The sequence below is a fragment of the Lentilactobacillus parafarraginis DSM 18390 = JCM 14109 genome (assembly GCF_001435895.1).
Taxonomy (GTDB): domain Bacteria; phylum Bacillota; class Bacilli; order Lactobacillales; family Lactobacillaceae; genus Lentilactobacillus; species Lentilactobacillus parafarraginis.
In genome coordinates this window covers 40,552-53,778 of the sequence record NZ_AZFZ01000006.1, presented here as the reverse complement: position 1 = coordinate 53,778, position 13,227 = coordinate 40,552, and the positions used below count along the sequence as shown (strand labels likewise).

Annotated in this window: 10 protein-coding genes and 1 pseudogene; 3 read left to right on the top strand and 8 right to left on the bottom strand. The window is 47.4% G+C overall.

Annotation, left to right across the window (positions count from 1 at the left end; translation table 11 throughout):
- Positions 1–687: 687 nt before the first annotated feature.
- A complete protein-coding gene (locus tag FD47_RS02690; RefSeq protein WP_054732762.1) occupies positions 688–2,022 on the top strand; it encodes an APC family permease in 1,335 nt (444 codons plus the stop codon).
- Positions 2,023–2,043: 21 nt separating this feature from the next.
- On the opposite strand, the pseudogene FD47_RS02685 reads toward FD47_RS02690, so the two are convergent.
- Positions 2,044–3,101: pseudogene (locus FD47_RS02685) on the bottom strand (DUF389 domain-containing protein).
- Positions 3,102–3,394: 293 nt separating this feature from the next.
- Here FD47_RS02685 and FD47_RS02680 point away from each other — a divergent pair.
- Complete coding sequence (locus FD47_RS02680) at positions 3,395–3,715, top strand: hypothetical protein (RefSeq protein ID WP_008211256.1); 321 nt, start codon at positions 3,395–3,397, stop codon at positions 3,713–3,715.
- A gap of 112 nt (positions 3,716–3,827) precedes the next feature.
- Here FD47_RS02680 and FD47_RS02675 read toward each other — a convergent pair whose 3' ends face one another.
- From FD47_RS02675 to FD47_RS02655, 5 genes are all read right to left on the bottom strand, one after another.
- Entirely contained in the window at positions 3,828–6,479 is a 2,652-nt protein-coding gene (locus FD47_RS02675; protein WP_056980014.1) for a YfhO family protein, read from the bottom strand.
- A 191-nt stretch (positions 6,480–6,670) separates the two neighbouring features.
- Positions 6,671–7,423 carry a DUF6612 family protein gene (locus FD47_RS02670; RefSeq protein WP_054732765.1) on the bottom strand — a complete coding sequence of 251 codons (753 nt, stop codon included), beginning with the start codon at positions 7,421–7,423 and terminating at the stop codon, positions 6,671–6,673.
- A 362-nt stretch (positions 7,424–7,785) separates the two neighbouring features.
- Positions 7,786–8,217 (bottom strand): hypothetical protein, encoded by a 432-nt coding sequence (locus tag FD47_RS02665; protein WP_171035045.1) that lies wholly within the window; start codon positions 8,215–8,217, stop codon positions 7,786–7,788.
- A 126-nt stretch (positions 8,218–8,343) separates the two neighbouring features.
- Complete coding sequence (locus tag FD47_RS02660) at positions 8,344–8,772, bottom strand: hypothetical protein (protein WP_225352728.1); 429 nt, start codon at positions 8,770–8,772, stop codon at positions 8,344–8,346.
- Positions 8,773–9,082: 310 nt separating this feature from the next.
- Entirely contained in the window at positions 9,083–10,681 is a 1,599-nt protein-coding gene (locus tag FD47_RS02655) for an APC family permease (RefSeq protein WP_054732769.1), read from the bottom strand.
- A gap of 235 nt (positions 10,682–10,916) precedes the next feature.
- Here FD47_RS02655 and FD47_RS02650 point away from each other — a divergent pair, with 235 nt between their 5' ends.
- Positions 10,917–11,117, top strand: coding sequence for a hypothetical protein (locus FD47_RS02650; RefSeq protein ID WP_054732772.1), 201 nt, complete (start codon positions 10,917–10,919; stop codon positions 11,115–11,117).
- A gap of 116 nt (positions 11,118–11,233) precedes the next feature.
- On the opposite strand, the gene FD47_RS02645 is transcribed toward FD47_RS02650, so the two are convergent.
- Positions 11,234–11,716 carry a nucleoside deaminase gene (locus tag FD47_RS02645; protein ID WP_008211266.1) on the bottom strand — a complete coding sequence of 161 codons (483 nt, stop codon included), beginning with the start codon at positions 11,714–11,716 and terminating at the stop codon, positions 11,234–11,236.
- Between the two features lie 3 nt (positions 11,717–11,719).
- Entirely contained in the window at positions 11,720–13,048 is a 1,329-nt protein-coding gene (locus FD47_RS02640) for a uracil-xanthine permease family protein (protein ID WP_054732836.1), read from the bottom strand.
- Positions 13,049–13,227: the final 179 nt, after the last annotated feature.

The window sequence follows — 13,227 nt, the reverse complement described above, 5'->3', positions numbered from 1 at the left end:
GCCAATTAATGATTTGACAGCTCGTTAGACCAATTAAAAGTAATTAAAGAGGCCGAAGCACAAGCGTTTTAACTGGTGTTTCGGCCTTAATTGCGTATTTATGTATTCATTCAGATTTAGATGGCTGATTATAGCTCCCAATACCGGTGAGCACGGCGCCTTGCTTTTCCACTAGTGCGAAAGACCAAGGGTAAAGCCAACAACAAACGCAAGGCCAAATAAAATAATAATTGGTCCGACGTGAATAGCAAATTTTAAAAGTGCTTTTAACACGAAATCAACTCCATCGATTTGGTAGGTAAAGCGCACTGTTAATGCTTGGACAGGAATTCTTAAAAATGCGTTGGAAGTTTGAATGAGGAGGTCCAAAGAATTTTATTTATGGATTTCGACTTTGAACTGGTTATTTGCAGAGTGAGTTTGCGAGTATGCCTCATTGCCTCGGGTGGTTACTAACTTTCATGATATCAGATATTCGGCCATAAAAAAATCCCAATAATAACAGACGAAATTATCGAACAAGGTAACGGCGAAAATACCAATGATTTGTGACGGTTCACCATAAGGAAGCTAATGATATAGGCCAAAGCAATAATTACCGCCACTCAAACGATAAAATGGTAAGCTAACAGTAACTAGTAAAGCGATTACATTTGGCGAAATGACTCATTAAAGGAAGTCCTCACCATGGCCCGTTCAACTCACAAACAACTTAACGCCCTCAGCATCTTTTTACTGGGAATTGACGGCATCATTGGATCCGGTATTTTTCTAATGCCCAGCCGGGTTTACGCAAAGCTCGGTGATTTGAGTATGGTTGTCATGCCGCTTGCTGGAATTGCAATTTTATCGATCGCCCTGTGCTTTGCAAACCTCGCCAGCAAGATTCCCGGGGATGGTGGCGCCTGGTTATACACCTACACGGCATTCGGGCGGTTTGCCGGCTTTGAGATCGGTATCTTTACCTGGTTACTAGGGATTATTACGATGGCAACGGAAATATCGGCCTTTGTGACCAGCTTACGGAGCCTTTTTCCGGTGCTTAACCAGCACGGGCCGTATCTGATTACCGCCCTTGGCATTTTAGCCGCGTTAACGGGTCTGAACCTCATGGGATCCGGATTCATGGACTGGGTTGACAACGTTTCGACGATCGCTAAAGTGGGGGTTCTGGTGGCCTTTGTCGTGATTGGCCTGTTCTTTATTCATCCGGCGAACCTTGGAAATTTAACGGGAAGTCCAGCAGCGACGCCACTTTTCAGCCGTTTTAACCAGGGATTTGGCATGGTATTCTACATGTTCACTGGTTTTTCGTTCTTACCAATTGCCGCGTCCAAGATGAAAAATCCCGAAAAAATGCTGCCCCGAGCACTGATCAGCGTGCTTTTAACGGCTGCCGGGCTCTACTTAGTGGTTCAGCTGACGGCAATTGGCGTGGCCGGTAGTGGTCTGGCCGCCGCAAACGTGCCGATTGCCGTGGCTTTCAGTCACTTTGCCGGCACGGTGGGTTATGATCTGGCATTGATGGGGATGCTGATTTCGATTCTCGGCGTTGCTTTGTCGGTTTCGTTTTCAACCCCGCTGATCGCCAGTTCACTGGCTTCCGAACATCAACTGTTGCCGCGAACGCTGGGCCGGCAGAATAAGCGCGGGGTCCCGCTGCAGTCACTGATCCTATCGGTTGTGATCTGCGCGTTATTCTTGCTGTCCGGCAACTACTTATTTCTGGCTTCCTGCATTGTTTTCACATCATTTGTGCAGTACGTGCCGACAATTTTCGCGGCGATCAAATTACGGCATCACAGTAAATTGCCGGTGGGCTTCAAACTTCCGGGGGGACTCACAATTCCAGTTCTGGCACTGTTGGTAACCATGTATTTGACGCTCAGCTTTTCAGTCACCTTGGTTTTGACGGGGTTGGGGATTTTCCTGGTGAGTGCCCTGTGGTATCTGTACGATGACCGTGATCGCAAGGCAAACGGCTTGGAACGGGACATTTCGGCTAAGGACCGGCCATTTTAATATAGCCCGGCTATCGTTTTTTCAGGATTGGACAAATTGAATCACAGCCTCCACATCGTTGGCTTTGGCAAGTTTATTGGCCGTGGTTTGGATGGTCGCACGTGACTTTTGACCGCGAGATGTTAGTTGAATCGCAATTAACTGGCGCTTGTGATTGGCCTTATCGACCACTTCACCGGTAAGCACATTGGTAATTTGGCGGGGATACTGCTTCACCAAATCGGATTGCACATGATTAAGAGACTTATTTTCGGGCGTCTGCGAATTCACCGCTGGGGTCGTTTGGGGATTATTCTGCTTCATATAATCTTGAAATTCTTTGGCGGTAATATAGTTTCCCCGGGTAAGCTGCTTAATTGAGAGTGCATAGTGGTCGAGGTGGTAAACTTTAAGTGAGCGATCCAGGCTTTTAACCTTCTGATCACTGAGGTGGGTGCCGATCACCGTTAGCTGAATTGTTTTTCCAGTCACTGACTGCTGGGCAATGTATTGATCAGGAAGCTTATCCTCGACAAATTGGGATAGTTGGGCGGTTACGTACGATTTCTGCACGATTGAATAGGCAGAAATGGAGCTTGGAATAACGACGATAATGGCCACAATCAGCACGATGACTTCCTGTTTGACGGACACGTTTAACCGCTCACCGCTGCGAATTCTAAAGAAGATCGTTCCCACAGCGGTTGCCAGGGCAATAAAGAACGCGTTGATGAGAAATAGGTACCCGGCGCCCCACACAAATGGCCAGTTCAGATGACTGATGCCATACCCAATTGTACACAGTGGCGGCATCAGCGCCGTGGCAATGGCGACGCCGGGGACCACGTTTCCGCCGTCCTTCTTGGCGGAACTAATCACCCCGGCAAAGCCACCAAAAAGGCGATTAAAACGTCCCACAGGGTTGGCTCGGTGCGGGCAAGTAACTGGTCAGTGGCGGCATTCAAGGGTGAAACGAAGAAGTAAATCGTTGCTCCAGTAACGGCAATGATGAACTGCGCAGCAAATAGCCGAGCGCCCCGGGAAAGAAGGCCGGAGTTGCTATTTCCCAACGCGTACCCGATGCCAACGATTGGGCCCATCAGTGGGGAGATTAACATTGCCCCAATGACGATGGGCGCTGAGTTGGTATTAAGTCCGATACAGGCAATGATGATGGCACAGAATAGAATTGCCTGAGTTGACCAGTTTAGCGTCAGGCCCTTGCGAACATTTTGATTTAAGACGTCAGTTGAAATTTCTTGCATGATAACTCCCCCATAACCAGCATTTTAATGACAATTTCAGAATAGCACACCCACCGAAAATGCTCATTAAATTAGGTTCACCTAGCTAATTGTTACGGAGGGAAAGTTGCACCGAGGAGGTTATTTAAATGGCAGAGAATTATCCAGAAAACATGACAGAATTAAATAAGCAGTATCTTGAGGAACAGAAGCGTGATCCAACAATCACGAAGCAGCAGCTGATTCGTCGCGCCGTTGCCGATGCCTTTCAGGACTTCTTGTCTGAGGCTGAAGAGGGCCATTATGATAGTGGTAAGTTGGTTGGCAATGAAATACAGGTGTTTGGGATCAATCAAAAGCTGCGGCACGTGATCAAACCAATGGGGACGTCATTTGAGAGTGACTTTGAGAAGGATGGCGCCAAATTGATGTGGTATCTGGAAGAACAGGCCAATAAGGCGATTAAATAGGGGCACGCCAGCGAAAGCAGGTTACTCACAAAATGTTTTTTAAAATTGAAAAGAAGCCACCGGCTCAAGCGCTTAAAGCGTTGGGCTGGTGGCTTCTGTCATATTACAAAAGTTATTCGGTGTGGGTAGTTGATCGGCGGCGCTTATAGATTTGGAACCCTAAAAATAGGATGATTAACCCAAGCGTTGTCAACGAAATTGTGAGCCCTAAGCTCAAGCCAAGTGGGAAGTAGGTGAATTTAACGACGTGGTGCCCCTTGCCGAGGTTAATCGCCATAAATTCATGAGCCCACTGCTTTGGCGTAACGGTTCGACCATCGACAGAAGCGTGCCACCCCTTTGAATACGGAATGGTTGTGACCATCGTGCCGTTGTCCCGTGGCGAATTAATCGTCCCGGTGATCTCCGAATTGGTGTACTTTGTGATGCGGTACGGGTTCTGCTTCAAATGATTGGCAAATGTGGCAACCTTGGTGTTATCCACACTGTAGAGATAAACGTTTTGCAGTGGGGCCCGATTGACGTTGGCCAGGATTTTAAAATGAATGGTCTTGTCGGTTCCCTTAACGCTTGACAGGTTCAACAAGGTATCCTTGGCGGAAGCCCGGTACTGCTGAAGGGTTTTGCCATTGACCTGGTAAGTGAACGCCTGTTGCGACATTCGCGGTCCTAAAGAAACGTAGTATGAATGGTGCTTTTGAACCGGAACGGTGATGTCAAGTGAGGCGGGTTCGGTTTTGTCCCGCTTTCGAATAACCCCGTTAGAAATGTTCACCAGAGGGTAGGCGTTGTCATATTTAACGTGAGTGATCGGAATTGGCGTAAAGATGTTCTTAACCGTCGGATCCAGCTGGGAGGCAATCTCAGTTTGATACGAAATCGGGTCGGCCATGTTATTGATGGGGAACATGTACTGTGCCCGGGTCATGAATCCCAGCGGCAGGGCGTTTGGATTTTCGTGAATGTTGATCAGATCAGTCTGGGCCTTGACCGGGTAGTTATTGAGATCGGGACGCGACGTGAGCGGGACCAGATAATTTAAGGATTTGCGGGTTTCGTTGGCCCCGGTGACTTTTCTGGCGGTGAAGTAATACTTCATCGAGAGAAGGGAGTCGGTAAAGGTGGTGCCATTCGCGTAAACCGCATAGTAGACGTCACTCGGATTTCCCATATTGTTGAAGAATTGGGTGGTTGACGTTTCCAGAGTCGAAGAAAATACCGATCCGCCGTTGAAGTTGCCCGTAAACGGATCGTTTCGGGTCCGGTTAAAGGTCTCGGCAATCCGGTGGAAGTTCGGATCCATCTTGTTGGCCTTGGTGCTGGCCTGCCGAATCAGTTTTGAAAATTCAGTGTAGTTGGCGTTTGGCAGATAGGAAAGTCCATTTAAGGAGGTCACAAAGTTGGTGCCCATTTCCGCGGCCATGACAACGCAGAGAAGCAGCGGGAAAAACCGCTTCTGGGGATATCGTTGCCAAGCAAACAGAAGCCCGGCAGTAATGAGGAGAAAAATGACTGTGATGACGAGTTTAAGTGGCGTTAGGAACGTCAGCTTTTTGAGGATGATGAGAATGTAAATGAATCCGAGAACCATCAACCCCAAAGAACTGGCAAATCCCCACCAAACAACCCCGTTGGCCAAAATATCCGCCAGGGCTTCGAAGGCAATCACAATGAGGAGAAACGAAAAGACAAACGAGAATCGGTAAGGATACCAAACTGGCGCGGCCATCCCATGCCAAATAACGTCCAACGGCTGGAAGGACATTGATAGAACCAGAAAAGCGGTCAGCAGGCCGTTGGCGATTTTTCGGCGGCGGTTAATCGTTGGTGAGAAAAACGAATACAGAAATAAAATGAGAACCGCGCTGCCAACAAAAATATTCGGCGTTCCCTTTGGCAATTGCGTGAAGTCAAAGGCGCCGTTCACGAATTTGGCAATCATATTGAGCGGGTTGTATTCAAATTTAAAGGCGAAGATTAACTGCTGAACCCCCATCTTGCTGGAAGCCAGCGCCTTAAAGGTTGGAATCAGAATCCATGCCGCCAGCACGCCGCTGACCAGTGAAGCACCGAGCCACTTCAGGAAAACTTTGAGGTAGGATTGCGTGGTTTCATAAGCTTTGCAGAGGGTAAAAATGACCGTGTAGGCACCGACGAAGATGGCAATCATCCAGCCGATGTAGTAGTTGATCATCAGGACGGCGGCTAAACTGATGATATACAGTTTGGTCGATTGCCCCTTTAACAGTTGATTGAGACCCAAGAAAATTAACGGTAGTAAAATGACGCCGTCAACCCACAGAATGTTCAGCTGGTTGGCCACCATCCAGCCAATTAAGGAATAGGTGGTCGCAAAGCCAACCGTGATCCAGCCGTTTATCTGCGGACGGGTTTTTATGAATAGAATCGCGCTGGTGAGGCCGGCAAAGGCGTATTTGAGGATGGTGATAATTGCGACGACGCTTGGAAGCTTGCTCAGTGGAAATAGTAACAGAAGCAGGTTGAACGGACTCATCAAGTAATAGCTCCACGTTCCCAGCATGTCACCGCCGAGAGCCTTCCCAAACGAATAGAAGAATCCGCTGGGATCATGAAGCAGAGTTGTCCGAAAATACGAAAAGAAGTCGACGTACTGCTGCCCCATGTCGACAGTCATGACTGATGATGAGCCGAAGGGCGCAAAGCCCCGGTAGATAAAGTAGCCGGTCACAATCAGTGTGGGAACTAAGAAACTCAAAAACAGTGTCAGGCGCTTTGATTTCATGAGACGGGTCCTTTCTTAAATCTATGTAATGATGCCTAAATCATCATATCATTTTTTTAAATGATTCGGCACCAAATCTTTTTACAAAAAATGCTCTCGTTATGGGTGAGGTAGATGACCTGAGATGCCTCAATCACGGGAGCATAGTTATAAATCGTTCAAAAACACGATGGTAAATGGTAGGCGGCTAACTAAAAGAGCGCTTTGGCAAGCTTAGCTGGCAACTGTTTGGATGACATGGTTACTTGAGCCGGCACGTCAACTTTCTTGACCTTGTTGATGTCTTCATAGCTGCCGCTGACGGTGCTGGTCGTTGCCCCCTTCGAACCATCGGTGTATTTCATCTTGATGGTTGACTTTGTTGGCAGGTAAGTCTTCTTGTTAACGGTATAACTGAACGTTAAGTGGGAGACCTTGTATTGGCTGGTGGCGTTGGCCTTGCTGCCGGATTCAGCCTTGATAATCTTTTGGGCAACCTTCTTGGCCTTGCTGCTGTTACCTGAGTAAGACAGGGTGTAAGTATTCTTGTTGCTCTTAGCTTTCAGATCGGACTTCATGCCCTTCAAAATATCGGTTGCAGAAGCTGAAGTTAAGGCCCGCTTTGTGTTCTGCAAGATTGGGCTGTTATCAGCGACTTTTTGACGATACCACTTATTTGCCATCTGGAAGTACAGGGTGTTGCCGACAAAGTAATAGTGGGTTGTTTGCTGATTCTGGTTCGATTGGTTCAGGGTGATGACCTGGGGCTTCAAGGTAAACGTCCCGCCATCAATGGTCTGCTGGGTGTTGCCGTTGGCCGTGGTTGACATGGTCACAACCGCTTGACCACTCTTGATCGTGTCAGCTGCTTTGGTTGCTTTATCAGCGACTTTGGCTGAGTTGACGCCACAGCCCCCCAATGCTAATAAACAAACGCCGACTACTACCGCTAATGCTTTCTTCATGTGAAAATTTCTCCGTCATAATTCAGAATATGATATTATCGCCAAATTAAATCTCTGACAATCAAATAATTACAATAACCATTTTAACACGTTGACTGCTTCGTTAAAATTGATAATCCAGCAAAAAGAAGAATTGGCAATAATAAAATGATTATCTATCAGGTAATTTAGACAGTTTTGCTGGAAAGTCCTTAAATTTTGGATATGATTTTGCCAAATCAGTCATGGGCTCAAGATCGAAACGGGATATGGGCGAAAAATAACCTCTTTGAACCGAATGATTCCGATTCAAAGAGGTATTGTAAGTATTCAGGCAGGTGAACAGATTCAAAGCGCCGTTGCTTGGAACCGGGCTTTCTGGCCTAATTTGTTTTATAATACGTTTCTTTATTGGTATTCTTGGTTCCAGTACCGACGACGATTTTTTTCTTGTTAATCTGCTTCACGTTTAAGATTGTGCCCTGACTATCAACGAATAACGTTCGAATGAGGTACGTGTGCTTGCCCGTTTTACGGTATTGCACTGGCCGAATTCGAAATTCAAGGGTTTTCTTGTTAATTGTGGCGGAATTGCCAACCGTCTTTTTAGTGAACGACAGCGAGTAATAGACGATCACTTTTCGACCGTGGTCAGTTTCCGTTTTGGCATTTGAATTCCAATTTCCACGAAGAATGGCGGGAGTCCCGGTATGCCATGAAGCGGCCTGGGCAGTTGTTAAACTCAACCCTAGTATTAACGTCATAACCAAGCCGACCAGGGCGATGCTTCGTTTAACAAACTTTGTCATTTTCATTTATCTAACTCACCTCTCAATTCCTTTAATATAGCACCTGGTTATGGAATTGCCAACTTGTTTCAGTTAAAAAGAATCGCTGGTCACCATTTTGCTGATGACAACGATTCGTTGTGAATCTTTCCGTTAGGCTTTATAGTACTTGGCTGGATTAACATTCTTAGTTCCGTTGCCGATAACGAGCACCTTTGAGCTTTGTTTTTTTACGTGAAGGGTGCCGTACACGCCCTTGGCGATCTTAACTTTGATGACGTATGTATACTTACCCACGGTGGCATATTTTGCCGAAGTTCCCTTAATGCCAACTCTCGAGGAGCCGGTGTATGAATAGTCGGCAAGGCTGGTTTTGCCAATCGTTACCTGGTCGTAGGCGGTGAGTGAGGTTGAGCCGGTATTCACCTTGAGCTTTTTAGTTTTCCATGTACCCCGGACGTTAGAGGGAGTCCCTTTGTGCCACGTTGCGGCCTGAGTAGGTTGAGCAGCCATGAAAAGTAAGGAACCGAACGTTGCGCCAACTACGAGCGTCAAGCGGGCTGTGAATCTTGTCATGTTCATAAAAATCATCCTCCAATGGCATTAATGTATCACGTCCTCTACAAATACACAACTATCAGAGTCTTCACCAATCGGCTTCGATTAGGTGTATGATAAGGGTACCTTGGCAGGGGCACTAATTGCCTAAACGAGCTCGGACAAACGCAAAATTTTGTTCGAGCTCGTTTTTTAATCTGAGCGCGCCAATTGGCAGGTGGGGTTGTATGGTATCATTGATTTGCCTTGGGAGGGTTTCGCCTCATTTGGTGAATCGATGTAAAAATTGGCCATCCACAACTTTTTGGGAAGTGGATGGCCAATTTTAGTTAACTTATTCTTTGACAGTGTCGTTAAGTTCCTTGGCCTGATAATAATCCGGGAATACGTGCGCACTCTTGATTCCCCAAACGTAAAAGCCGAGGGAAGCCAGGATAATGACAACAAAATCCCATGGATAATGAATCCAGTTAATACCGTTGAACTGGCGGCTGCCAATGTAGGACATCACCGAGATGAAAATCAAGTAGAAAATCATCCACATGCTTGACCAAAAGGCCTTGCGAGTGTTGACGTAACCGGCGCGATATTCGTAGTAGAAGTAAAACGGTAAGCCTAATAAAATGACCAGAATCACTTCAACGGTTGTTGGCCACATGGCCCAGTAAACTGCCAATGAAGCCAGCATAAACGATAATGGGGCCATCCAATTAAGATGCTTTAGGCGAACGGGGCGTTTGAAGTCCGGGGCCATTTTCCGAAATGAAACGGCCGTCACCGGCCCGGTCAGATAAGCAATCAGTGTCGACGTACAGATAACCGTCGCCAGGGTTGCCCATGAACGAAACACCGACACCATCAGCATACTGAGGATCAGGTTGACGATCATTGCCACCCGGGGAATCCCGTACTTTTGGTTGATTTTCCCCAAAAAGCTGGGGATGTGCTGATTACCTTCCATGGCGTAGAGCGCCCGGCCAGTTGAAGCGGCAAAGGAAACGCCAGTGCCGACTGGAGATACAAACGCGTCCATGTAAAGAAGAATTGATAGCCAGCGAATGCCCAGCATGATTGCCAAGTCCGCAAATGGCGAGTTGAAGTTGATGCCGGCCCAACCGTGGGCGGCAACGACTGACGGCTTAATGGCGGTAATGAAGACACTTTGCAGGGTAACGTAAATGACGCCGCTGATCAACAGCGAGTAAAAGATACCCCGACCAATATTCTTCTTGGGATTTTTAATTTCACTTCCCATGTTAATGACCGTTTGAAAGGCATTAAACGAGAAAATAATGCCGGCAGACGAGGTTGCCGCAAAAATGGGGGCCGATCCGTATGGCATAAACTCGTGTAGCGAGTGGCCATAATTTTCGGGATGAAAACTTGCAATCGTCAACATCACGATTGTCAACGCAGGCACCCCGATTTTAAAGATTGAAATTAAACTGGTAAAACTTGTTAAAATTTTGACGGACCAGAAATTAAGTAGGGTAAATACCAACATGAATAGAAAAACAATCATCAGGCCAGCAGTCGTAATCGTTCCCTTGCTGAGAAACTGGTGGGTCCAGTTCGCCCATGACCAGGGCCAGGAGCTCATGTACTGAACGGCGGCCACGGCTTCGATAGGAATCAGGGTGATGAGCGAAATCCAGTTTGCCCATGACGCGATGAATCCCAATAGCGGGCCGTGAGAATATTGGGCGTACTTGCTCATCCCACCAGCTTCGGGAAACATTGCCCCAAGCTCTACGTAATCGTAAGCGACCGCGGCAATCACGGCGCCACCAATCAGCCATGAAATGATGGCTGAAGGGCCGGCAATCTTGGAAGCCTCCCAGGAACCAAACAGCCACCCGGAGCCGATGAGCGATCCCAGGGTGAGCATGATCAGTTGAAACAGGCCGATCTTTGTCGTTTTGTCAGAATCCATTGTTACCTCCTTTAAAACTATGACAACCAGTGTAACAAATGAGAAAATTAATGCAAATCAGTGAAAACCATTAAAAGACGCTCGTGACTATTATGATACCCTTAGATGGCGGCTATGACAATTTCGGAATACCCATTTTCCGGATGGATGTGATATCTTGAGGTTAATGACCGATTAACCGATGTCTGGTAAGTACATAGTTGTTAATTCTGCAGGCTTTGATGAGGTGAGATTAATGAGAAAATGGTTGACGAATCATCCGAAAATCAGCGCGTTTCTGCTTCTGGAGTTTGCTCTGATTATCGGCACCTGTTTGTGGGCAGCGGTGAGCCCGGCCACAATTGGGGCGCTTGTGATCGGAAACATCGCGATTCCCAGTGTTGTTCTGATAGTTATCTTCGCAATTGAAGCGGGGAAGAACCTTCTCAAGCAATAACGGGGGACCGAACGACTCATTTAGTCGGATTAATAAGAAAATCAGTGAATTCAAAAGAGGTTGGTGCAAAACTGTTCGTTTTGGGCCAACCCCTTTGCTTTTAATGTTGATGACTGCTAGTAAATCACCTTTGTCTTTTGATCGGCAAACTTATCGAACGCCCCAATCGTTTCGTGACGATCACTTTGATGCAGGGCGAGAACCGACGCATCATGGCCATCCTTCTTGATGAAGTCGTAAATGTAATCGTCCCGAAAGCCAATTTTGGCAGCGTCCTTGGCACTATTTCCATAGTAGACCACTTTAATATTTGACCAGATAATGGCCCCGAGACACATCGGGCAAGGGTAGCAGGACGTATACAGGGTGTAGCCGCTGAGATCATAGGAGCCAAGCTTCTTAGTAGCCTTTCGAATTGCCGTGATTTCGGCATGGGCGGTCGGATCCTGATCCTTTAACACTTGATTATGAGCAGAAACGAGCAGCTGACCGTCCTTAGCGATCACGCAGCCGAATGGACCGCCATCTTGAGTTGTGAGGTTGCTTTCGGCCTCTTGAGCTGCCTGTTTCATAAAAATTGTTGTTTGATTATCTGTCATGTATTAAGACTCCTGACGTTTTTGAATTAATTTAGATTGGGTGTTGTCTGGTAAAAGCTGGTTGAGAACAATTGCCGTAATGGCCGCCGTGGCAATCGGTGAATCAAGTAAGTACTGAACAAACGTTGGTGCTTCGGTTTTGAGCGATGACGGCATTAAGACAAGCGCCATGGTTAGGATAATCGGAATCCCAAGAATATACAAGTCACGTTCAACGAAGTGGCTTTGGCTGACAACCTTTAAGCCGTTGAGCATAATGGTTGAGCAGATAATCGCAAAGACCCCGCCGATAACGGCTGACGGAATTGCCGCTAGAAGCGCCGAGAGTTTTCCGACGAAGCTGAAAAGCACAAACCAGATCCCGGCACTGATAAAGGCCCGTTTACTTGCCACCCCGGTGATTGAAATGATCCCGGCGTTGGTTGAATAACCTGTGACCGGTGTCGCCCCAACGAGCGCGGATACCAAGCAGGAGACTCCTTCACCGAAGACGCCGCGATTGATCCGTTGCGTGGTGAGCTTGGTGCCGGTGACTGCGGAAACGGCAAACCAGGTTCCGGTTGTCTCCGTCATGAGGACAACGTAGATGATGAGCATGGTTAAAATTGGTGACAGTGAGAAACGCAGACCATAACTGGAAATTGCAAATTTGGGCAGGCTAAACCAGGGGGCGTTGGCAACTGAACTCAATGACAAGTCACCCATGAAGGCGGCACTGATGGTACCGACTGCCAAGGCAATCAGAATGGATCCCAAGCGAAAGACCCGGTCAAACTGAGGCAGATGCAGACTAATAATCACACAAATGACGAGGGTGGCGGCAGTGATCACACCGAGCAAAACGTTGGTGTTTAAATGGCCGCTCGCCTTAAAGATATTGTCATTGAGGGCTGATGGAATCAATGATAACCCAACGTTGGTGATAATCGTGCCACCGACAAGCGACGGGACAAGTTTGTGAATCAGCTTGGGTACCGTGTGAGAAAAGCCGAGCAACAAAACAAATACCGCGCCGACGATTAAGGACCCAAAGATTGTCGCCATGCCGGTATTGCCGCCTCCAGCCGCTAGGTAAATGCCGGCTAACGCGCCAAGAGGCACGAAGGAGGCACCCTGGGTGACAGGCATGCGCATAAAGACACCCGTTTGGAGGATTGTACCAATCCCGGCAGCAAGAAAGGTTGCCTGAATTAACCCCATTTTGTTGGCGAATGGTAAGCTCAACATCCCGGCGATGATAATCGGGACAACGTATACGTCCATTGCCAGCAAGTGTTGTAATCCCAAAACAACGGCTTGACCAGTGGAAATATCAGCGTCAGGGGTGACCATTAGCTGGTCGGACAGCTTCGAAGCTGAATCAGATGACTCTGGTAATGCTTGATGAGGTTGCTTACCAAGACTCTTCATCATACACAAGACTCCCTTATTCAATTGGACAAGCCTGCCGCCTGCTTGCAACGTTAATGTAATAATTTCTAACATTAACGTTCTTTTTTATAGCCGCCTGA